This is a genomic window from Pseudomonas sp. PKS, from assembly GCF_051913525.1.
Classification (GTDB): domain Bacteria; phylum Pseudomonadota; class Gammaproteobacteria; order Pseudomonadales; family Pseudomonadaceae; genus Aquipseudomonas; species Aquipseudomonas guariconensis_D.
Genome location: NZ_JBEGDO010000016.1, coordinates 60,004 through 81,463, shown reverse-complemented (window position 1 = coordinate 81,463; position 21,460 = coordinate 60,004). Strand labels below are relative to the sequence as shown.

At 63.7% G+C, this 21,460-nt stretch carries 22 protein-coding genes; 5 read left to right on the top strand and 17 right to left on the bottom strand.

Annotation, left to right across the window (positions count from 1 at the left end):
• Window position 1: 1 nt before the first annotated feature.
• The 3 genes from ABOA88_RS16870 to ribBA form a co-directional block, all read right to left on the bottom strand.
• A complete protein-coding gene (locus tag ABOA88_RS16870) occupies window positions 2–919 on the bottom strand; it encodes an ABC transporter permease (RefSeq protein WP_070575282.1) in 918 nt (305 codons plus the stop codon).
• Window positions 916–1,941, bottom strand: a complete 1,026-nt coding sequence (locus tag ABOA88_RS16865; protein ID WP_070575286.1) for a polyamine ABC transporter substrate-binding protein — start codon at window positions 1,939–1,941, stop codon at window positions 916–918. The genes ABOA88_RS16870 and ABOA88_RS16865 overlap by 4 nt, the downstream gene beginning before the upstream one ends.
• A 389-nt stretch (window positions 1,942–2,330) precedes the next feature.
• Window positions 2,331–3,452, bottom strand: coding sequence for a bifunctional 3,4-dihydroxy-2-butanone-4-phosphate synthase/GTP cyclohydrolase II (gene ribBA, locus ABOA88_RS16860; RefSeq protein WP_367851836.1), 1,122 nt, complete (start codon window positions 3,450–3,452; stop codon window positions 2,331–2,333).
• 77 nt (window positions 3,453–3,529) lie between these two features.
• On the opposite strand from ribBA, the gene ABOA88_RS16855 reads away from it, so the two are divergent.
• Window positions 3,530–3,823 (top strand): DUF1330 domain-containing protein, encoded by a 294-nt coding sequence (locus ABOA88_RS16855; RefSeq protein ID WP_196165665.1) that lies wholly within the window; start codon window positions 3,530–3,532, stop codon window positions 3,821–3,823.
• 27 nt (window positions 3,824–3,850) lie between these two features.
• Here ABOA88_RS16855 and ABOA88_RS16850 read toward each other — a convergent pair whose 3' ends face one another.
• Both ABOA88_RS16850 and ABOA88_RS16845 read right to left on the bottom strand, forming a co-directional pair.
• Window positions 3,851–5,203 carry an SPFH domain-containing protein gene (locus ABOA88_RS16850; protein WP_070575294.1) on the bottom strand — a complete coding sequence of 451 codons (1,353 nt, stop codon included), beginning with the start codon at window positions 5,201–5,203 and terminating at the stop codon, window positions 3,851–3,853.
• A 154-nt stretch (window positions 5,204–5,357) separates the two neighbouring features.
• Entirely contained in the window at window positions 5,358–6,770 is a 1,413-nt protein-coding gene (locus ABOA88_RS16845; RefSeq protein ID WP_196167784.1) for a purine-cytosine permease family protein, read from the bottom strand.
• A gap of 217 nt (window positions 6,771–6,987) precedes the next feature.
• Here ABOA88_RS16845 and ABOA88_RS16840 point away from each other — a divergent pair, with 217 nt between their 5' ends.
• Window positions 6,988–7,344: an RES family NAD+ phosphorylase gene (locus ABOA88_RS16840; RefSeq protein WP_196167783.1), complete on the top strand. Its 357-nt coding sequence runs from the start codon at window positions 6,988–6,990 to the stop codon at window positions 7,342–7,344.
• 6 nt (window positions 7,345–7,350) lie between these two features.
• Here the strand turns inward: ABOA88_RS16840 and ABOA88_RS16835 are convergent, their stop codons facing one another.
• On the bottom strand, window positions 7,351–7,803 hold the full coding sequence (locus tag ABOA88_RS16835) for an Lrp/AsnC family transcriptional regulator (RefSeq protein WP_070094069.1): 453 nt from the start codon (window positions 7,801–7,803) through the stop codon (window positions 7,351–7,353).
• 110 nt (window positions 7,804–7,913) lie between these two features.
• Here ABOA88_RS16835 and ABOA88_RS16830 point away from each other — a divergent pair, with 110 nt between their 5' ends.
• Window positions 7,914–8,528, top strand: coding sequence for a LysE family translocator (locus tag ABOA88_RS16830; protein ID WP_196167782.1), 615 nt, complete (start codon window positions 7,914–7,916; stop codon window positions 8,526–8,528).
• A gap of 19 nt (window positions 8,529–8,547) precedes the next feature.
• Here the strand turns inward: ABOA88_RS16830 and ABOA88_RS16825 are convergent, their stop codons facing one another.
• The 9 genes from ABOA88_RS16825 to ABOA88_RS16785 form a co-directional block, all read right to left on the bottom strand.
• Window positions 8,548–9,111, bottom strand: a complete 564-nt coding sequence (locus tag ABOA88_RS16825; protein WP_196167781.1) for an NUDIX hydrolase — start codon at window positions 9,109–9,111, stop codon at window positions 8,548–8,550.
• 2 nt (window positions 9,112–9,113) lie between these two features.
• Window positions 9,114–9,866: a GntR family transcriptional regulator gene (locus ABOA88_RS16820; RefSeq protein WP_196167780.1), complete on the bottom strand. Its 753-nt coding sequence runs from the start codon at window positions 9,864–9,866 to the stop codon at window positions 9,114–9,116.
• 90 nt (window positions 9,867–9,956) lie between these two features.
• Complete coding sequence (locus ABOA88_RS16815; RefSeq protein WP_070575314.1) at window positions 9,957–10,346, bottom strand: carboxymuconolactone decarboxylase family protein; 390 nt, start codon at window positions 10,344–10,346, stop codon at window positions 9,957–9,959.
• Between the two features lie 123 nt (window positions 10,347–10,469).
• On the bottom strand, window positions 10,470–10,955 hold the full coding sequence (locus ABOA88_RS16810; protein ID WP_196167779.1) for a flavin reductase family protein: 486 nt from the start codon (window positions 10,953–10,955) through the stop codon (window positions 10,470–10,472).
• A gap of 15 nt (window positions 10,956–10,970) precedes the next feature.
• Window positions 10,971–12,452, bottom strand: coding sequence for an aldehyde dehydrogenase (locus tag ABOA88_RS16805; protein WP_070575322.1), 1,482 nt, complete (start codon window positions 12,450–12,452; stop codon window positions 10,971–10,973).
• Window positions 12,449–13,282 carry an alpha/beta fold hydrolase gene (locus ABOA88_RS16800; protein WP_196167778.1) on the bottom strand — a complete coding sequence of 278 codons (834 nt, stop codon included), beginning with the start codon at window positions 13,280–13,282 and terminating at the stop codon, window positions 12,449–12,451. The genes ABOA88_RS16805 and ABOA88_RS16800 overlap by 4 nt, the downstream gene beginning before the upstream one ends.
• A gap of 71 nt (window positions 13,283–13,353) precedes the next feature.
• Window positions 13,354–13,950, bottom strand: coding sequence for an amino acid synthesis family protein (locus ABOA88_RS16795; protein ID WP_043212716.1), 597 nt, complete (start codon window positions 13,948–13,950; stop codon window positions 13,354–13,356).
• 161 nt (window positions 13,951–14,111) lie between these two features.
• Window positions 14,112–15,155: an LLM class flavin-dependent oxidoreductase gene (locus ABOA88_RS16790; RefSeq protein ID WP_367851837.1), complete on the bottom strand. Its 1,044-nt coding sequence runs from the start codon at window positions 15,153–15,155 to the stop codon at window positions 14,112–14,114.
• Between the two features lie 93 nt (window positions 15,156–15,248).
• Window positions 15,249–15,734: a flavin reductase family protein gene (locus ABOA88_RS16785; RefSeq protein ID WP_070575328.1), complete on the bottom strand. Its 486-nt coding sequence runs from the start codon at window positions 15,732–15,734 to the stop codon at window positions 15,249–15,251.
• 317 nt (window positions 15,735–16,051) lie between these two features.
• On the opposite strand from ABOA88_RS16785, the gene ABOA88_RS16780 reads away from it, so the two are divergent.
• Entirely contained in the window at window positions 16,052–17,458 is a 1,407-nt protein-coding gene (locus ABOA88_RS16780; RefSeq protein WP_196167776.1) for a purine-cytosine permease family protein, read from the top strand.
• Between the two features lie 125 nt (window positions 17,459–17,583).
• Here the strand turns inward: ABOA88_RS16780 and ABOA88_RS16775 are convergent, their stop codons facing one another.
• Both ABOA88_RS16775 and ABOA88_RS16770 read right to left on the bottom strand, forming a co-directional pair.
• The gene (locus tag ABOA88_RS16775) at window positions 17,584–19,167 is read right to left on the bottom strand and encodes a methyl-accepting chemotaxis protein (protein WP_419183368.1); all 1,584 of its coding nucleotides are present in this window, start codon (window positions 19,165–19,167) and stop codon (window positions 17,584–17,586) included.
• Between the two features lie 246 nt (window positions 19,168–19,413).
• Window positions 19,414–20,616, bottom strand: a complete 1,203-nt coding sequence (locus tag ABOA88_RS16770) for an NAD(P)/FAD-dependent oxidoreductase (RefSeq protein WP_367851838.1) — start codon at window positions 20,614–20,616, stop codon at window positions 19,414–19,416.
• 271 nt (window positions 20,617–20,887) lie between these two features.
• Between ABOA88_RS16770 and ABOA88_RS16765 the strand changes: the two genes are divergently transcribed.
• Entirely contained in the window at window positions 20,888–21,430 is a 543-nt protein-coding gene (locus ABOA88_RS16765; RefSeq protein ID WP_196167773.1) for an RrF2 family transcriptional regulator, read from the top strand.
• Window positions 21,431–21,460: the final 30 nt, after the last annotated feature.

Sequence of the window (21,460 nt, the reverse complement as noted above, 5' to 3'; positions counted from 1 at the left end):
TTTACCTCGCGTTGCCGACCGGGGATTCCGGCTGCAGCTTCAGGTAGAAGTAGAAGAGCACCAGGGTGATCAGCACCAGCAACGCGGCGGCGGCGCTGGCCAGGCCCCAGTTGAGGAACGATTGCACCTGCTGGACGATGAATTCAGGCAGCATCATGTTCTGCGCGCCGCCGAGCAGGGCGGGGGTCACGTAGTAACCGAGCGACATGACGAACACCATCAGCGCCCCGGAGAACAGCCCCGAGCGGCACAGCGGAATGAACACCCTCCAGAAGTTGGTCCAGGGGCTGGCGCCGCAGATCGAGCCGGCCTGCAGGACCATCGGGTCGATGGCCTGCATGGTCGCCTGCAGCGGCAGCACGATGAACGGGATCATGATGTAGCTCATGCCGATCACCACGCCCGTGAGGTTGTGCACCATCTCCAGCGGTGCATCGATGATGCCCAGCGCCATCAGCACCTTGTTGATCACCCCCGAGGCCTGCAGCAGTACCAGCCAGGAGTAGGTGCGGGCCAGCAGGCTGGTCCACATCGACAACAGCACGATGTTCAGCAACCAGCGGCCCCAGCCGCGCGGCACCAAGGTGATCGCCCAGGCCAGCGGGAAGCCCAGCAGCACGCTGATCAGGGTCACCAGGCCCGCCACCGAGAAGGTGTTGAACAGCACCCGCGCATAGGCTGAGTTGGCGAACAACTGTTCATAGTTGCCCAGCCCCGGTACGGGCTCCAGCACCCCACGCAGCAACAGGCCGATCAGCGGGGCGAAGAAGAACAGGCCCAGGAACAGCAAGGCCGGCAGCAGGTTGCGGCTGCCCCGCCAGCGCTCGCTCAGGGGAGGGCGGCGCACGGCCGCTCCCGGGGCGCCGGTGCCGCTAGGGGCACCTTGGGCGTTGTGCAAGGCGTTGATGGCGACTTTCATTTGACCAGCCACTCATTCCAGCGGGCCGCGATGGCCTGGCCGTTCTTCGCCCAGTAGGCGAAGTCCAGGGTCACCTGGTCCTGGGCATAGGCAGTCGGCAGGTTCGGTGCCAGCTCCGGCTTGAGTTGGGCGATGCTGTCGAGGTTGACCGGGGCGTAGGCGGTGAGGTTGGCAAAGTCCGCTTGCCCCTTGGCGCTGCTGGCGTTGGCCAGGAATTTCATGGCCGCGTCCTTGTTCTTGGCGCCCTTGGGGATGACCAGGAAATCGGCCATGACCAGGTTCTGCTTCCAGCTCACGCCCACCGGCGCACCGTCCTGCTGCAAGGCGTAGACCCGACCGTTCCAGAACTGCCCGAGCGAGGCTTCACCGGAGGCCAGCAGTTGCTGGGACTGAGCGCCACCGCCCCACCAGACGATGTCTTTCTTGATGGTGTCGAGCTTCTTGAAGGCGCGGTCCAGGTCCAGGGGGTAGAGCTTGTCGGCCGGTACGCCGTCAGCCAGCAGGGCCAGCTCCAGCACGCCGGGGCTTGGCCACTTGTACAGGGCGCGCTTGCCGGGGTAGGTCTTGGTGTCGAACAGGGCCGACCAGTCCACCGGCTTGTTGGCGCCGAGCTTGCCTTCGTTGTAGCCGAGCACGAAGGAGAAGAAGAACGAGCCCACACCATGGTCGGAGACGAAGCGCGGGTCGATGCGGTCGCGCTGGATGGTGGTGAAGTCCAAAGGCTCGAGCAGGCCTTCGCTGGCGGCGCGCAGGGCGAAATCGGCTTCGACATCGACCACGTCCCACTGCACGTTGCCGCTCTCGACCATGGCCTTGAGCTTGCCGTAGTCGGTGGGGCCGTCCTGCACGACCTTGATCTTGCTGCTTTCGCTGAAGGGTTCGGCCCATGCCTGTTTCTGGGCGTCCTGGGTGGTGCCGCCCCAGCTGACGAAGCTCATGCTGTCAGCGGCCAGGGTGGCCTGGCAGGCCAGGGAGAGCAGGCTGGCGGACAGCACTGCGGTGACTCGTTTGCTCAACAGCATGGTTAACGCCCTCATTGCTTTTGTTATTTGAGCGGGCTTCCTGTCGCCCGCCATGTATTCGGGGAGCAGCTTTCCAACGATGTCGCGTGGCCGTTCTTTGAAGTGTAGGTGCGGCCGGAAATCTAAGGTCTACGGGATATCATATTATGGTATTCCAAACTTTTCGCAAGAGGTCGAAGGCGACCGGCCATCACTAAAAACGCCAGCCCACTCAGCGAAACGCCGCGCCGTCCTCCAGAGGGACGGCGCGGCGTTTCGCTGAGTGGGTTGTGGGTTCACCGCGAATGCAGGGGGCACTCGCTCCCACATGGTCTACGGTGCCTGTGGGAGCGGGTTTACCCGCGAAGAACACACCGCAGAGCAAGACAGTGGCTGCCACTGGTGTCGGCTCAGTTGAACTCGGCGGGCTCGAACGGAATGCTCTGCACCACTTCCAGCTCGTACCCGGCCAGGCCTGCGTATTTGAGCGGCGGCCCCAGGTGGCGCAGTTTGCCGACGCCCAGGTCCTGGAGAATCTGGGCGCCCGTGCCGACTTCGGAGTACACCTTCGACTGACCCCGTTGGAACGGCTTGATCGGCTGGGTCAGCTGCGGCACGCGTTCGAGCAGGGCCTGGGAGGACTCGTGGTTGGCCAGGATCACCACCACGCCGGTGCCTTCGGTGGCGACCTTTTGCAAGGCCGCCCACAAGGTCCAGTTGGCGGGGCCTGCGTATTCGGCGCCGACCAGATCGCGCAACGGATCGATCACATGCACCCGTACCAGGGTCGGCTGTTCCCGGTGGATATCACCCATCACCATGGCCATGTGCACGCCACCGTCGATGCGATCCTCGTAGGTCACCAGGCGGAAGGTGCCGTGCACGGTGGGCAGCTCGCGCTCGCCGATGCGCTTGATGGTCTGCTCGTTGCTCAGCCGGTAGTGGATCAGGTCGGCGATGGTGCCGATCTTGATGCCGTGGCGTTCGGCGAACACCTCCAGATCCGGGCGGCGCGCCATGGTGCCGTCATCGTTGAGCACCTCGACGATCACCGAGGCGGGGGTGAACCCGGCCAGGCGCGCCAGGTCGCAGCCAGCTTCGGTGTGCCCGGCGCGGGTCAGCACGCCGCCTTCGCGGGCGCGCAAAGGGAAGATATGCCCTGGTTGGACGAGGTCCTCAGGGCGTGCGTCGGGCGCCATGGCGGCGGCGACGGTGCGGGCCCGGTCGGCAGCTGAGATGCCTGTGGTGACGCCGGTGGCGGCTTCGATGGAGACGGTGAACGCTGTGCTGAACACACTGCCGTTGGCCGGCACCATCTGCTCCAGGCCCAGGTGTTGGCAGTGCTCGTCGGTCAGGGTCAGGCAGATCAGCCCACGCGCCTCGCGGGCCATGAAGTTGATGGCCTGGGCGTCACAGCGCTCGGCGGCGATCAGCAGGTCGCCTTCGTTTTCACGGTCCTCGTCGTCCACCAGCAGGACCATCTTGCCCTGGCGGTAGTCCTCGAGCAGTTCTTCGATGCTGTTGAAAGCCATGCTGCACACTCACTGTGGTAGGGTGGTTTTTATGGTATACCATCATACACAAATAACCGTTTACAGGAGAGCGATGGATGAAGGCCTACTGGATTGCCCACGTGGATGTCACCGACCCTGAGCAGTACCAGCAATACACCCAACGCGCCCCAGCGGCCTTCGCCGCGTTTGGCGGACGCCTGCTGGCCCGTGGCGGGCGCAGCGAGGCGATGGAAGGACGGCCCACTCCACAGCGTAGCGTGGTGATCGAGTTCGATTCATACGAACAGGCATTGGCGTGTTACCGGTCCGAGGCGTACCAGGAGGCGTGCCGACATCGGCAGGGGGTGGCGAAGGCCGAGGTGATCATCGTCGAGGGCATTGCGCCCTGACGCTGCAGGGCGCAACGAGTGCTGGGCTCAGGGCGTCTTGAGGTCGATTGCGAGGTCCTTGGCCGCCTTGGTGGCCAGTACACTCATGAGCTTGCTCATTTCATCCTGGCGACCGATGCCCGCTTCCGTGCCGCCCATCATCACAGTGGGCACGGAGGCCCGGGCGGCTGCATCGGCCCAGGCCTTGTTGATCTGCACCAGCGCATCGAGCTTGTTCTGCAGGGCGCCGTCGGCTTTCAGGGATGCCTCGCGGGCGTAGGCTTCGGCGTCGGCGGTGATCTTGGTTGCCTCGGCATTGACCCGGGCCTTGTCGCGTAACAGTTCGGCTGTCTGCTTGTCGATCTCGGCGCGCCGCTTTTCCCGCTCGGCGTTGATCAGTGTGAGCTGTTTTTCCGTCTCGGCCTCGGTCGTGCGTTCGATCTGCTGGCGTAGGCTTTCCTGGCGCTTGGCCTCGACATCCTTGGCTCCCCGGGCGGACACCAGCTCCTTTTCTTCCTCTTCCTTGAGGCGGTTCTGCCGGGCTACCGCCAGTTCCGCCAAGGCCTGTTGCACCCGGACCATCCGTTGCTGGTACTGGGGATTGGGGTCGATGTGGGTGACCCGCGCGTCGACGACTTCTACGCCGTACAGGCGAAATTGCTGCTGCTTGCGTAGCTCCTGGCCGTGTTTGTCGAGTTTCTTCTCGATGATGAAGCGGGTGGCGGTGTTGTCGCCGAAGCTGCCCTGGTCGGTGCCGGCCTGCAGGATGGCGGTCTGTGCCGGCAAGGTGTCGCGCTTGATACGCACTTCCTTGCGGCTGGTGAGGTACAGGCCGTTGCGTAACTGGTTTTCGAACTCGGCGCCGAAGTGGCTGCGGTTACCCGCGTAGTAATCGTCTGCGCTCATCAACGAGGCCGTGGCCTGGAGGGTTTCCTTGACCGCGGGCAGCAAGGCGCGTTGCAGGAAGTTGTCTGGCGTTCGGTATTCCTGGGCGATCTTGAGGAAGGCTTCGCCCGACGGCAGGCGAAACTGCGTGCTGAACTCGGCCTTTGCATCGACGTTGCCCAGGAACACGATGGGCAGGTTTGGCAGGACGATCGAAGGCTGCCCGCTACGCCTGTCGTCCTGGATGTCCGCCTGCAGCGCGGACTGGACCCCGATGGTGCGGCGCCAGACCGTGCTGCGTCCGAACCACTTGGTGGCATAGCCCACGTCCTCGACCACTTTCTCTTCGCCGAAGATCGTGCGCACATGGGTCATTTGACCCGCTTCGTTGTAGAAGAACACGCTGTTGAACAGCACAGCCAGGCCGCCAAGGGCGAGTACCGGGAGGGTGACGGTGGTGACGAGCTTGCGGTTGATGCGAGGGGCGATGAACTTGACCAGTGGAAGTTTTTGCATGGGGAACTCCTTGTCCGAGGAGCAGGCATGCTGGCGATGAGTGGCTTTGATGGGTATCAGCTGAATCAAGTCGCCCTATAGGGGATATCGCAAACCCCAGGCAGAACAAGCCCAGCCAGAGCGGGGCTTGTGCGTTTCAAGTCACGCGGTATCGTCAGACTCCCGCGGCGAGCTTGGCGCTCATTTGCCGGCGGCGGTAGGCGCTGTCGCGGGTCGCCAGCCACCAGTACAGCGGCGAGGTGACCAGCAGGCCCACCAGCCATGACAGGTCGGCGCCATCGATGTGGGCGGACACCGGGCCCACGTACAGCGGGGTGTTCATGAATGGGATCTGCACTGCGATACCCACCGCGTAGGCGATCAATGCCTGAGGGTTGTAGCGCCCGTAGATGCCCCCGTCGACCTTGAAGATCGACTGGATGTCATAGTCGCCTTGGTGAATGACGTAGAAGTCGATCAGGTTGATCGCGGTCCAGGGCACCAGTACGACCAACAGCACCAAGACCATGTCGACGAAGTGGCCGATGAAGTCCGCCGAGGCGAACACCGCCACCACGCAGCACGCCGCCAGCACGACCAGCGACAGCACCGCGCGGCTCTTGGCAGTGGGGATCCAGCGGTAGGCGAAGGTCTGTACCAAGGTGATGATCGACAGCACCGCGCCATACAGGTTAAGGGCGTTGTGGCTGATCACGCTGAGCAGGAACAGCACCAGCATCAGCGGGCCGATGGCACCGGTGGCGAGCTTGACGGCATCCATGGTGTCCATGCCCGCCGGGATCGCCAGTACCGCCACAGCACCGAACACGAACGACAGGCTCGAGCCCAGGGCCGAGCCCAGGTAGGTGGTCCAGAAGGTCGACGACACCTTCACGTCGGCCGGCAGGTAGCGCGAGTAGTCGGACACATACGGGGCGAAGGCGATCTGCCACAGTGCTGCCAGCGACACGGTGGCCAGCCAGCCGGAGATGTTGAAGCTGCCGCGGGTCAGGAAGTCATCGCTTTGCACGTGGGTGAAGATGTAGCCAAAGCCCACCACGATGCCGATGCCCAGCACCCAGGTGCCGATGCGGTTGAGCACATGGATGAAGCGGTAGCCGATGATGCCGATGATGCCTGAGCCCAGCGCGCCGATGACGATGCCCACCGGGACCGGCACGGTCTCGACCACGCCATGCAGCGACTTGCCGGCCAGCACGATGTTGGAGGCGAAGAAGCCGATGTACATGACCCCGGCGATCACCACCACCAGCAGTGCGCCGAGCGAGCCGAACTGGGCGCGGCTCTGGATCATCTGCGGGATGCCCATTTGTGGACCCTGGGCCGAGTGCAGCGCCATCAACACACCGCCGACCAAATGGCCGACCAGGATGGCAACGATGCCCCATATCAGGTTGAGGTGGAACAATTGCACGCCCAAGGCGCCGGTGACAATCGGCAGGGGGGCGATGTTGCCCCCGAACCAGAGGGTGAACAAATCCCTTACCTTTCCATGGCGGTCTTGCGGGGGCACGTATCCGATCGTGTGTTTTTCTATGAGAGGTGCCGATGTAGCTGCACGGGTCATGACGGACTCCAAGGCAGGGAGGGGGCGCTGAAAAGTGCCCGGGTGCGGGCCGGCAAAGGGCGACGCGTTCTTGTAAGCGCGATCATGAGGGGTGGGAAGGGATCGATAAATTAGTAAATATGTGCCCACAAACGTTAAAAAAACTAAGGCTGACAAACGGTTAGCAAACGGCGAGCGCAAAGGCTTGGGGTACCAGGTCGATGTTCCGGCGCTGTACATGGGCCTTTCACCGGCGATCTGCACTTTGGAAACCTTCGTCCACGCTGCCGGGCGCCCGCAGTTTGCCTTGAAGATCACCTGCTTCGAACTGCCCGATGCCCCCCAATTTGTACCTCGAGTCCGGGCCGGCCGAACTGCCGAGCGTCTGGGATGCACCGACAGCCCCAGCCTGGCCTTTGGCACACGCTGGCTTGAGGCCCGCAGTCACCTGGGGTTGATCGTGCCGTCGGTGGTCCTGCAACTGGAGCGCGATCTGGTGCTCAACCCCTCGCACCCGGTCGTGGCCGATATCCGCGTGCGGGAGGTGTTCGACTTCGTCTATGACGAGCGCATGTTCCAGGTGCGCGGCGACTGATCGCACCTACATGGGCAGTTGCCGATCCGGAAGCACTTCCTTCATGACCAAAGTGGAGCTCAGCCGCTGCACATTGGGGATGCTGGTGAGTTGTTCGTCGTACAGCTTCTGGAATGCCGGCAAGTCGCGAGCGACCACATGCAGCAGGTAGTCCGGGTCGCCGAACAGGCGTTGGGCCTCGACGATCTGCGGGATCGCCGCCACCGCTGCCTCGAAATCCGCCACCGGCTGTCGGGTGACCTCGCGCAGGGTGACGAACACCAGCGCGGCGAAATTCAGGCCCAGCGCGCTGGGCGCCAGGCGTGCGTGATAGCCCAGGATCGCGCCGGACTCCTCCAGGGCCTTGAGGCGGCGGTGGCAGGGCGAGAGGCTAAGGCCCACACGATCGGCCAGTTCGGTCACCGAGAGGCGCCCATCTTTTTGCAGCTCGGCAAGAATCTTTCGATCTGTTCTGTCCATTGGGAAGAATCTTCCATATTTGTAAGGTGTCTCGGGAATATACGAAAGAAAATTCCCCGATGAAATCCGTAATCTTTTTTCACCCAACTGCGTGTGAAGGAAGATTCGAAGTGGCAATGAGTGTGTTGACGGCGTTCTGGGCTGTATCGATGTTGTTCGTGATCACTCCTGGCGCGGACTGGGCCTACGCCATCTCGGCGGGCATGCGCGGACGTTGGGTGATGCCTGCGGTGGCAGGGATGCTGTCGGGGCATTTCCTGGCGACGTTGATCGTTGCGGCGGGTGTCGGCAGCTTGATCGCCGGGCATCCACTGGCGTTGTCATTGCTGACGTTGGCAGGGTGCGCCTACCTGCTGTGGCTGGGCGGCAACCTGCTGCTGAGCCCCTCCGTGCCGCAGGCCGGTGCGTCGCAGGCGCAGGAGAGCGGATCGCGCTGGGCATTGAAAGGGTTTTGCGTGAGTGGCCTGAACCCCAAGGTGTTCCTGTTGTTCGTTGCGCTGCTGCCGCAATTCACCGACCCGGCATCGAGCTGGCCGGTGTGGATGCAGATATTGCTGCTGGGCCTGGTGCACTTGGCCAGTTCGCTGGTGGTGTACCTGATGGTGGGTTACGGCGCCAAAGCCGTGCTGCGCACCCGGCCGGCGGCGGCCAAGGTGGTGGGGCGAGTGTCGGGGCTAGTGATGATCTTGATTGCGCTGGGGCTGATTGCCGGGCAGATGCGCTGAAGCTGCCCGGACACGTCGGTCAGCGGATGAAGTGCACCTTGCCGGTGTCGTCGTTGCCCATGTAGATGCCATAGACCCCAGCCTGGCGTTCCAGGATATAGCGCTCGAGAATCTGCCGGATGGCGGGGTAGTAGATCTCGTCCCAGGGAATCTGGTCGGGCTCGAAGAAGCGGTAGGCGAGGGTCTCGGGGCCATACTGGCCGGTTTCTTCCGTGGCGATGGCGCGGAAGATGATGTAGACCTCGCTGATCTTCGGCACGCTGAAGATCGAATAGGGCGAGACGATCTCGCCGCGCACGCCGCTTTCTTCCCATACCTCGCGCAGCGCCGCCTGCTCGGTGGTCTCGCCGGCTTCCATGAAGCCCGCCGGCAAGGTCCAGGTGCCGGGACGTGGCGGGATGGCGCGTTGGCACAACAGGTACTTGCCGTCGCGCTCGATGATGCACCCGGCGATGATCTTGGGGTTGATGTAGTGGACGTAGCCGCACCCGGTGCAATGCAGGCGCTCGTGGGTGTCGCCACTGGGAACGCCCCGGACAAGCGCCGTGGTGCAATGCGGGCAGTAGCGCGGGGCGGCGGGCATGATCAGCGGCCTATGCGAGGGTCTTTGAGGGCCAGGGGTTCGACGATGTCACGGACCTTGGCGTTGTCGTCCTGCTTCTGGCGCAGGTAATCCAGGGCCACCTTGGCGGCGGCGCGCACATGGTCGACCGAGGCCTGGTGGGCAAGCTGGGGATTGCCGCTCTTGATCGCCTCGACGATCTTTTCCATTTCCTGGTTGCTGGCGCCGCGGCGATTCTGCTGGGACACCGAGGTGGCGCGCAGGTAACTGATGCGCGCCTGCAACTGGCGCAGCTGCTGGGCGGCGACCTGGTTGCCGGAGCCTTCCAGGAGCACGTCGTAGAAGCCTTGCACCGATTCGAGCACCTGTTGCAGTTCGCCTTCTTCGAGGGCTTCGCGGTTGACCTCCAGGGCGCGCTCCAGGGCGCGGATGTCCTTGGCCTTGGCATTGAGGGTGAACAGCTGGACGATCAGGCCTTCGAGCACGCAGCGCAGCTCATAGATGTCGCGGGCGTCTTCTAGTGTGATGATCGCCACCCGTGGGCCCTTGGCATCGGCGAATTCCACCAGGCCTTCGGACTCCAGGTGGCGCAGGGCTTCACGCACCGAGGTGCGGCTGACACCAAGGCGGTCGCAGAGGTCGCGCTCGACCAGGCGATCGCCGGGCAGCAGGTGGAAGTTCATGATCGCCCCGCGCAGTTTGTCGAGTACGATTTCGCGCAGGGTAACGGGGTTGCGGTTGACCTTGAAGCTGTCGTCGAGGGGCTGGCGTTTCATCGATTGCGCTCTGAATGAGGCTGCCTGGCCACAACCTGGGAGCACCACGAACCTGGGGCGCTCTCCTTGCGTGGTTCGAACAGCCCGCTGTTAACGGGTTGACTCCGCATCGGCCTCGGCGAACGCTTCGCGGGCCAGGCGGAAGCTGTCCACCGCCGCGGGCACGCCGCAATAAATGCCGACCTGGAGCAGGATCTCGCGTATCTGTTCACGGCTCAGGCCATTTCGCAAGGCGCCGCGAATGTGCAGCTTGAGCTCGTGGGGCCGGTTGAGCGCGGAAATCATGGCCAAGTTTATCATGCTGCGCTCTTTGAGCGACAAGCCGTCGCGGCCCCAGACGTGGCCCCAGCAATACTCGGTGACCAGCTCCTGCAAGGGCTTGGTGAAGTCGTCGGCGTTCTGGATCGAGCGGTTGACATAGTCCTCGCCCAGCACCTGGGTGCGGATCTTCAGGCCTTTCTCGTACTTCTCGTTGCTCATTGCCGTGCTCCTGCGTGGAAAAAAGGGGCCGCAACCGAAGGTGAGGGGGAGGATGCGCGGCCCCCGGAAACAGGGAGCGGCGTTGGTTTCTTCGCGGGTAGACCAACGCCGTCCGTTCAGTTCTCAACCCAGCGGCGGCAGCGCGCCGAGCTTGCCCTTGTGATAGACCATCGGCGTGACCGGCTCGGCCGGCAGCACCAGGTTCTTCACCTGACCGACGATGATCGCGTGGTCACCGCCGTCGTACTCGCGCCACAGTTCACATTCGATGATTGCCGTGGCCTTGGCCAGCAGAGGATTGCCCAGCTCGCTCAGGTGCCACTCGATGCCATTGGCCTTGTCCTTGCCCTTGCCGGCGAAGGCATAGGCCTCGGCGGTCTGGTCGGCGGACAGCAAATGGATGGCGAACTGCTTGCTGTCACGCAGGATCGGGTAGGTGTCGGAGGCGTAGTTGGGGCAGAACAGCACCAGCGCCGGGTCGATCGACAGCGCACTGAACGCGCTGGCGGTGATGCCGACGATGCCGCCTTCGGCGTCCAGGGTGGTGACCACCGTGACGCCGGACGGGAAGGAGCCCATCACGTCTTTGTAGATGCCAGGTTCGATCATCTTGGTGCTACCTCGTTAACGCATCACGAACGGGTCGGGCATGGGCGCGGTGGAGAGGTTGATCCACACCGTCTTCAGCTCGGTATAGGCGAGCACCGAGTCGATGCCGCTCTCGCGGCCGTAGCCGCTGTTCTTGAAACCGCCGATCGGCGCCATGGCCGAGACCGCACGGTAGGTGTTGACCCAGATGATCCCCGAGCGCACGTCGCGCGCCAGGCGGTGGGCACGGCCCAGGTCGCGGGTCCAGATACCGGCGGCGAGGCCGAACTGCGAGTCGTTGGCGATCGCCAGGGCTTCTTCTTCGGTCTTGAAGCGGATCACCGCCGCCACGGGGCCGAAGACTTCTTCCTGCATGATCTTCATCGAGTTGCTGTCGCACTCGAACAGGGTCGGCTCGTAGAACCAGCCGTCACCCTCGACCTCGGCGCGCTTGCCGCCCAGGTGCAGCTTGGCACCCTCGGCCTTGGCCGCGGCGACCAGGCCTTCGACCACGGCCAATTGCTGGGCGGTGGCCATCGGGCCCATTTCGCTGGCGTCGTCCTGGGGGTTGCCGATGCGAATGCGCTTGGCGCGCTCGACCAGGCGCGAGACGAATTCATCGAAGATTTCGTCCTGCACCAGCAGGCGCGAACCTGCCACGCAGCTCTGGCCGGAGGCGGCATAGATGCCGGCCACCGCGCCGTTGATCGCGCTGTCCAGGTCGGCGTCGGCGAAGATGATGTTCGGCGACTTGCCGCCCAGCTCCAGGGACAGCTTGGCGAAGTTCTCGGCGCTGCTGCGCACTACATGGCGGGCGGTGGCGGCGCCGCCGGTAAAGGCGATCTTGCGCACCAGCGGATGACGGGTGAGCGCTGCGCCGGTGCTCGGGCCGAAACCGGTCACCACGTTGACCACACCTGCCGGGAAACCGGCTTCGTGGGCCAGGCGGGCCAGCTCCAGGATGGTCGCCGAGGCGTGCTCGGAAGGCTTGAGCACGATGGTGTTGCCGGCCGCCAGGGCGGGGGCGAGCTTGATGGCGGTCAGGTACAGCGGGCTGTTCCAGGGGATTATCCCGGCCACCACGCCGATCGGCTCGTGCACGGTGTAGGCGAACAGGTCAGGCTTGTCCAGCGGCAGGGTGCCGCCTTCGAGCTTGTCGGCAAGCCCTGCTGTGTAGTGGAAGAACTCCGGCAGGTAGCCGACCTGGCCGCGGGTCTCGCGGATCAGCTTGCCGTTGTCGCGGCTTTCCAGCTGGGCCAGGTGCTCTTTGTTCTCGGCGATCAGGTCGCCCAGCCGGCGCAGCAGCTTGCCCCGCGCGGTCGCGGTCAGGCCACGCCATGCGGCGCTTTCGAAGGCGCGTTGGGCGGCCTGCACGGCCAGTTCCACATCGGCTTCATCGGCGTCTGGCAGTTGCGCCCAGGCCTTGGCGGTGGCCGGGTCGAGGCTGTCGAAGGTCTTGCCGCTCTGTGCATCGCACCATTGGCCGTCGATGCACATCTGGAAACGTACGAGGGTCATGCAACAATCCCCTTGGCGGATTCGTTGAGGGTGCGGGCGTGCGCCAGGAAGTCCAGCAGCATCTTGTTGACCTCCCGTGGTGCCTCGACCGGCATCATGTGGCGTTGCTCGGCCAGCACCACACTGCGCGCACCCGGGATACGTGCTGCCAGCTGGCGGGTCATCTCCGGGGTCGAGCCCAGGTCGTGCTCGCCGGTGGCGATCAGGGCCGGCACCTGGATGCTGCCCAGGTCATCGGCGCGATACATGTCTTGGGTGGCGAACAATTTATAGGTGGTCAGATAGCCCTGCGGGTCGTTGCCGGCCAGGGTCTGACGAATGGCCGCGACCTGGGCCGGATTGGCGGCCTGGTATTCGCGGCTGAACCAACGCGCCAGCGCCGCTTCGGCATTGGCGTCGGGGCCGTGCTCGGCGGCCTGGGCAGCGCGGGCGATGACGCCGGCGCTCTGCTCGGGGCTGCGGTTGAACACGCTGTTGAGCACCACCAGCGCCGCCAGGCGCCGAGGGTAGTGCAGGGCGAAGGCGCGGGCGACCAGGCCACCCATGGAGAAACCGATGACCGTGGCCTGCGGGATCTGCAGGTGGTCGAGCAGCTCGGCCAGTTGCGTGGCGTAGCCGGCAAGGTCGGTGTCGGCGTCGGGGCGTGGGCTCTGGCCGTGGCCGAGCATGTCGTAGGCGATGACGCGGTAGTCGCCGGCCAAGCCTACGAACTGTCCGCCCCACATTTCCTTGTTCAGGCCCACGCCGTGGATCAGCACCACGGGTTGGCCCTGACCGAGGCTCAGGTAGCTGGTCCCGGCGGGTGTACGTTCAGCAACAGGCTGAATCATGGAGGGCGCTCCTTGAAGGTCGGGCGTGGCGGCAGTGCTTGCACGCAACGCCCCGGCCCGTCTGGTTGTTGTTATTGAGCGTTGGCCTTCTCGGCGGCCAGTTCTTCCAGGTCGATGTAGCGGTTGCCGATGCGCGGGTGCAGACGGCCCCCGTCGGCGGCGCCCAGGACCACGACGATCTCATCGGCACGCGGGGCATCTTCGATCTGCATTTCCAGGGTGATGTAGTGCGAGCGCAAGCCTTCGTCGTCCTTCTGCATCATCGGGATCTGGATCGAGGTGCCTGGGCCGCCGCGCTTGTTGGTGAAGCTCAGGTAGCTCTTGGCCTGCACGGCTTCGCGGTAGTGGTTGCCGAAGCGCAGGGTGTGGATGACGGCGGAGGCGTGCTCGATCTCACCGTCGGCACCGACCACGGCAGCCTTGCCGTAGGCCTCGATCTTGTCGGCACCGCCGATCGCTGCGCACAGGCGCTCGACCATCAGGGCACCCAGCTCGGAGCAGTTGGCGCGGATCTCGGGCTTGAGGTCTTCGACGAAACCGCGACCGGCCCACGGGTTCTTGATCACCACGGCCAGGCCGACCATGGTCACCGGCTTGTCGGTGGCCTTGCCGCCTTCGATGCGGGTCTCTTCGGAGTAGGTGACGATCTTGCGGATTTCGAAACTCATGGGTGGCTCCTGGTGAGGGGTATCAGCTCTTGTTGTCTGATGGTATACCATAATATTGGTTGTGCAAGAGGGCGATGGAATTTCTCTTCAGAACTGAGCGGGAAACTCCAAGCCGTGCGCGCGCTGCTGTTTCTTGCAGCTCGCCGCTATCCGCCGGGGAATCAGGCGAACGCCGGCACCACTTCCTTGATGAACAGCTCGAGCGACTTCTTCTTCTCGGCATGGGGCAAGCTGTTGTCGCACCAGAAGCTGAACTCATCGACGCCCAGCTCCTGGTAGTACTTGATGCGCGCGATGATTTGCTCAGGTGTGCCGATCATGGTGTTCTTGCGGATGTTCTCCAGCTCGAACGCCGGCACTTCGGCAAACTTCGATTCAGGGCTTGGCTCCAGGAAGCCGTTGACCGGTGTGGTCTTGTTGCCGAACCAGGCATCGAAGGTGCGGTAAAAGCGTGAGATGGCCTGGGCGCCGATCTTCCAGCCCTCGGGGTCGGACGGGCTGTGCACATGGGTGTGACGCAGCACCATCAGTTGTGGGCGTGGTACCTCGGGGTTGTTGTCCAGGGCGGTCTGGAACTTGTTCTTCAGGTCCAGTACTTCTTCGTCACCCTTCATCAACGGGGTGACCATGACGTTGCAGCCGTTCTTCACCGCGAAGTTGTGCGAATCCGGGTCGCGGGCGGCGATCCACATTGGCGGTTGGCCCTTCTGGACCGGCTTGGGCACGCTGGTGGAGGTGGGGAACTTGTAGACCTCGCCGTCGTGGGCGTAGTCGCCTTCCCACAGCTTGCGCACCGCCGGGACCATCTCACGCAGGGCTTTACCGCCGTCGGTAGCGGGCATGCCGCCGGCCATGCGGTCGAATTCGAATTGATAGGCGCCGCGGGCCAGGCCCACTTCCATGCGGCCATTGCTGATCACATCGAGCAGCGCGCACTCGCCCGCCACACGGATGGGGTTCCAGAACGGCGCGATGATGGTGCCGGCACCCAGGCGAATGGTCTCGGTGCGCGCGGCCAGGTAGGCCAGCAACGGCATCGGGCTTGGCGAGATGGTGTATTCCATGGCGTGGTGTTCGCCGATCCACACGGTGCTGAAACCGCCGCGCTCGGCCATCAGGGTCAGTTCGGTGAGGTCTTCGAACAGCTGGCGGTGGCTGACCTGTTCATCCCAACGTTCCATGTGCACGAACAACGAAAATTTCATGGGGCTTTCCTCGAAGCTTGGAAGTGTCGCCTGTCGGGGCAGGCGTCAGGAGTCTCGACGCATGCCTGGGCATCCGTCATCTAAAGGGTGGCCTCAGGCGAAGGCTGGCAGGCTGGCCATTTTGCCGCGGCAGTAGACCATCGGCCGTGGCGCCTCTTCAGGGACGATGAGGTTATGCACCTTGCCGACCATGATCGCGTGGTCGCCACCTTCGTATTCGCGCCACAGCTCGCACTCGATGATCGCCGTGGCATTGGCCAGCAGCGGATTGCCCAGCTCGCTCAGGCGCCACTCGATTCCGGCGGCTTTGTCCTTGCCTTTCTTGGCGAAGGCATAGGCTTCGGCCTGCTGCTCGCCGGAGAGCAGGTGAATGGCAAAGCGCTTCTGCTTGATCAGTACAGGGTAGGAGTCGGAGCTGTAGTTGGGGCAGAACAGCACCAGCGGCGGGTCCATGGACAAGGACGAAAAAGCGCTGGCGGTAAGGCCGACGACCGAGCCGTCGTCGTCCAGGGTGGTGATGACCGTGACGCCGGACGGGAAGGAGCCCAGGACGTTCTTGTAGACGGTTGCGTCGATCATGGCGTGTTCCTCGGGGTAGGGCAGCGGTGGTCCGCATTTTTATCGTTGATGTGTCTGATGGTATACCGTAATACCTGGATTGCAAGTGGAATTTTCACCCGCCCGGCGCATGCGATGAACGGTACAGGCCCCGTAATCATTGGTGTTGCTGAGGAAGGGAGTGCATCGGAGTGGAGCGCAATACGGAGCAGATGCGCCGAAAAAGCGCAGCGCAGTGTTGTCAAAAACTTGGAATACCATAATATGGTGCGCAGCTGAGAGGCCGCCTTGAGCGGTTTCCTACAAAGATAAAAAACGACCCTTTCGAGCTGAAAACCATGTCCCAACCGTCGTCGCAGCACCAGTTTGTCGAAAACCACACGGTCGATTACGTCCCACCTGCCGAGCGCCACGGGAAGGCGCGAGATCTGTTCACCCTCTGGTTCAGCACTAACATCGCACCGTTGCCCATCGTCACCGGCGCCATGGTCGTCCAGGTATTTCACCTGAACCTGCTGTGGGGGCTCGTCGCCATTGTGCTGGGTCATCTGCTGGGCGGTGTGGTCATCGCCCTGGCCTCTGCGCAGGGACCGCAGCTGGGCATTCCGCAGATGGTCCAGAGCCGGGGCCAGTTCGGCCGCTACGGCGCGTTGCTGATCGTGTTCTTCACGGCGTTGATCTACGTCGGTTTCTTCATTTCCAATATCGTGCTGGCGGGCAAGTCGATCCACGGCATCGCCCCGAGTGTGCCGATGCCCACCGCGATCGTGATTGGCGCCTTGAGTGCCACGGCCATCGGTGTGATTGGCTACCGCTTCATCCACACCCTCAACCGCATCGGCACCTGGGTCATGGGCTCGGCGTTGCTGGCGGGCTTCGTCATGATGTTCAGCCAGGCGCTGCCGGTGGATTTTTTCAGCCGCGGTGCCTTCAACCTTTCAGGTTTCGTGGCCACGGTATCGCTGGGGGTGATCTGGCAGATCAGCTTCTCGCCCTACACCTCCGACTACTCGCGCTACCTGCCGCGTGAAGTGGGCATTGCCCGGCCGTTCTGGGCGACCTACTTCGGTGCCACCCTGGGCACCATCCTGTGCTTCAGCTTCGGTGTCGTGGCGGTGCTGTGCGTGCCCGAAGGCACCGACGCCATGGCAGCAGTGGAGCAGGCCACCGGCTGGCTGGGCCCGGGGCTGATGGTGCTGTTCCTGTGCAACATCATTAGCCACAACGCACTGAACCTGTATGGCGCGGTGCTGTCGATCGTCACTGCCATCCAGACCTTCGCCGCCCAATGGACGCCCAGCGTCAAGGTGCGTGTGGTGCTGGCTTCGGTGATTCTGCTGGCATGCGGGATGGTCGCGCTCAACGCCTCGGCGGACTTCATTGGCCAGTTCATCGGCCTGATCCTGGCGTTGCTGCTGGTGCTGGTGCCCTGGGCGTCGATCAACCTGATCGACTTCTACCTGATCAAGAAAGGTGAATACGACATCGCCTCGATCTTCCGAGCCGACGGCGGCATCTACGGACGCTTCAACCATCATGCGATCGTCGCCTATGCCTGCGGCATCCTGGTCCAGTTGCCGTTCGCCAATACGTCGCTGTATGTCGGGCCGTACTCGAACCTGGTGGAAGGGGCGGACCTGTCATGGCTGTTCGGCCTGTTGGTGACCTGCCCGCTGTACTACTGCCTGGCGACCCGGGGCAAGTCCCTGGCCAAGGTAGGCCGGGCGGTGAGTGTCAGCGACTGACAGCGCGGCACAGGCCCGTTTTAACGGGGCCTGTGCGTGGCGACTTCTTCGCGGGTAAACCCGCCCCCACAGGTTCTGTGTTGCTCTGAAACCTATCACTGTACCTGTGGGAGCGGCCCCTACGCTCAGACCTTGAACTGCGCCACCATCGCGTTCAGGTCTACCGCCAGGCGGGACAGGTCTTGCGCCGCCGCGCTGGTCTGGTTGGCGCCCGCAGAGGTCTGCATGGCCAGGTCGCGGATGTTGACCAGGTTGCGATCCACTTCGCGGGCCACCTGGGCCTGCTGCTCCGAGGCACTGGCAATCACCAGGTTGCGCTGGTTGATCGAGGTGATGGCCTCGGCGATCACTTCCAGGGCCTGGCCTGCCGACTGCGCCACCTCCAGCGTGCCGTTGGCACGATCCTGACTGGTATGCATGGCGGTGACCGCACGCTCGGTGCCGGACTGAATACCACTGATCATCTGCTCGATTTCCGCCGTGGACTGCTGCGTGCGGTGGGCCAGGGCCCGCACTTCATCGGCGACCACGGCAAACCCACGTCCGGCCTCGCCGGCCCGGGCCGCTTCGATGGCAGCGTTGAGCGCCAACAGGTTGGTTTGCCCGGCGATCGCTCCGATCACGTCCAGCACGCGGCTGATCTCGTTGGCATTGCTGGCCAGTTGCTCGATCTCCCCTGAGGTGTCGGTGACATCGCTGACCAGATGCTGGATCGACGCCAGGGCCTGGTTGACCTGCTCGCGACCATCGCGGGTGGTCTGGTCGGCGCCTTTGGACGCGTCGGCGGTGCTCACGGCGTTGTTCGCGACTTCTTCGACTGCGGCGGTCATCTGGTTGACCGCGGTGGCGGCCTGGTCGATCTCCGCGCTTTGCTGGTGCAGGCCGCGGCTGGTGTCCTCGGTGACGGTGTGCAGCTCCTCGGAGGCCGAGGCCAGCTGGTCGGAGGAGGCGGCGATCTTGCGGAGGGTATCGCGCAGGCTCTGTTGCATGCGGCTCAGGGCGCGCAGCAGCAGGGCGGGTTCGTCGCGTCCGAGCACCTGGATATCCTGGGTCAAGTCGCCGGTGGCCACGCGCTCGGCCACGGCCACGGCATCGGCCAGGGGCAGGACGATACTGCGGGTGAGCAGGGTGGCGATGGCGATCAGCGCTACAAGTATCATCACCAAGGCAACGATGATCAGCGAGAAGGCCTCCTCGAACACCGCGCTGCTGCGCTGGGATGCTTGTTCGGCGCCGTTGGTGTTGTACTCGATCAACGCCGCGAGGGCTTTCATCATGGTGTCGGCGTATTCGGCCAAGGGGCCGTTGATCAACCGACGAGCTTCGTCGAGCTGGTCCGCGGCGACCGCATCGTGGATGGATTTCTGCAGGCCGTGGTAACGCTTGCTCGCTTGCACGAAGGTGTTGAACAGGGCGCGGTCGTCATCGGCGATGATGGTGCGTTCATACGCATCGACGTTGCTTGTGAGGTTCTGGTTGATTTCGCTGATCCTCTCCAGCGTCGTCTTTCGTGCGGAGGCCTGGTCTTCCAGGGCGCTGCGTAGGGTCAAGGCCCGGGCTCGACCCAGGGCGCTGCTGACATCGCCCAGGGAAATGATCGCGGGCATCCAGGTGACGCGGATCTCATCGGTGGCCTGGTCCATTTGCCGGGTCTCGTAAAGAGAGACCAGGCCCATGAGCAAGACCAGGACGCCCAGCAGGACGAACATGTAGGCAGCCCGTATGCCGATCTTCAGGTTGCGTAATTGCATTGAAATGCTCCATCGCATTGGCAGTATCCGGAGCGCAAGATGGCAGGGATGATCAAGCGCTCTAGGCTGCGGATTAGGTTAAGTCCTTACCATTCATGTTGTTTTTTGCCGAATGATGACACAGTGCCACCATTGCTGAACAGGCAGTCAAATAAAAGACGTCAAAAAAAAGAGGCCGCATAGCGGCCTCTTTGAGACAGGGGTTTACACGACAGGGATCAGCGGATCGGCCGCCGCCAGGGCCACGGCTCGATCCGCCGCCGGCGGGTAGATCCACACCGTGTTGATCTGGCGCTTGAGGTCCTTGCCCTCCTGGCCTTTGTACTTGAGTGTGCGTTCCCAGCCCTCGCTGAACGTCGCGCCCCAACCGCCCAGGTCAAGGCAGGTCACGTACACCGGCTGGCGGTACACCACTGGTGTTACGCCCAGCAGGTCGGCGGCCGCGTTGTTGCCGCTGTGGCGACCCATGGGGATGGCGTGCTGGCAGGTCATCAGCGCGTGATTGCCCGTCTCGTCCACCGCCGCCCAGGCCACATCGCCAGTGGCGTAGATGTGTTCCTGGCCGATCACCTTGAGGTGGTCATCCACTCGCAGGCGGCCAAAGCCATCACGTTCGCCGGGCACTTGAGCCGTCAGCGGGCTGGCCTTGACGCCCACGGTCCAGATCACCGTCTTGCTGGCGATGTACTCGCCGTCGTCCAGGGTCACGCCGCCCGCATCGACCGCCACCACCGAGCGCCCTGTCAGCCATTGCACCCCCGCCTGTTCACAGGCTTCGACGATCGAGGGCGTGATGCCCGCACCCAGCGCCGCGCCGATGCTGGGGCCACGGTCGACCACCAATACCCGCACGGAGGCGTCTTCTCCGAGGATGGCGTGCAGGCGCGTCGGCATTTCAGTCGCGGTCTCGATGCCGGTGAAACCACCCCCGCACACCACCACGGTATCGCGGGCCGGAGAGGCCGGCTGCTTGGCCAGGCCGACCAGATGCTGCTCCAGGCGCATGGCCGATTCCATCTGGTCGACATCGAAGGTGTGCTCGGCCAGGCCCGGGACCGGTGGGCGGGCCACCTGGCTGCCGGCGGCGAGCACCAGGCGGTCGTAGCCAATCTGCTGAGGCTGGCCGTTGGCATCGGTGTAGCCGACGTTACGGCCCTCCACATCGATGGTCTGGGCGTGCCCTTTGATGAAGGTGACCCCTACGGTCTCGAACAGGGCGCCCAGCGGCGCCTTCATGCTGTGCACGTCGCTTTCGTAGAAGCGCGGGCGGATGCGCAGTTCCGCCTGGGGAGCCAGCACACTGATGCTGACGTCGCCGCGCTGGGCCTGGTCGAGCAGGCGGGCGGCGCTCAGGGCGCTCCAGACACCGGCAAAGCCGGCACCGATGATCAGGATATGTGGGTTCATGAAGGTGCTCCAAGAGGGGTCGCAAGGGGAGGGTGGACGAGCCTTCGGCGAGGGGCTGCACTGTCGCCGAACAACTACGACTGTATTGATCGTAGTTTAAAACGGCAAGGTTTTTTTGCGCACGGCGCTGCAAGCGCCGCCCACCGTTTGGCTGGAACCTTCGGTTTAAGGGGACTTGCGACGATCATGAGCAAGACGGACGGCATCGTGAAATTTTGCTCGCCGATTCACAAAGGCGTACTATTTGCGACAATATTGGTCGGAGATTGACATGTCCCTTTACAGTGCCGGGGTCGAATACGGCATCCATTGCCTGCTGTTTTTGGTGGACGAGCGTGGTGAAAGCCGTGAGTCCAGCGTCCGTGACCTGGCCGAGTTGCAAGGCGTGCCCCAGGAATACCTGGCCAAGGTGTTCACCAAGCTCGCCCGTGCAGGGCTTGTGGCCGCTACAGAAGGCGTGCGTGGCGGCTTTCGCCTGGCGCGGCCGTCCGATGAGATCACCGTGCTGGACATCGTCCACGCCATCGATGGACCGAAGAAGATTTTCGATTGCCGCGAGATCCGCGAGCGCTGTGTCCTGTTCGAGGGCGCGCCGCCGGGCTGGGCCACCGAGGGCGTCTGCGCCATCCATGCGGTGATGCTGGGGGCGCAGAAGCGCATGGAGGAGGCCCTGGCCCAGCAGACTATCCTCGACCTGGCCCGGCGTTTCGGGCGCAAGGCGCCAGCGCAGTTCGGCCAGCAAATCAATGACTGGATGAGCGAGCGGCGCGAGGGCAAGGGCAGTGCCGGTGACATCCCGCTGACCGAAGTCTAGGCTCTTGGCATTGAGCCTTTCGCAGGAGCC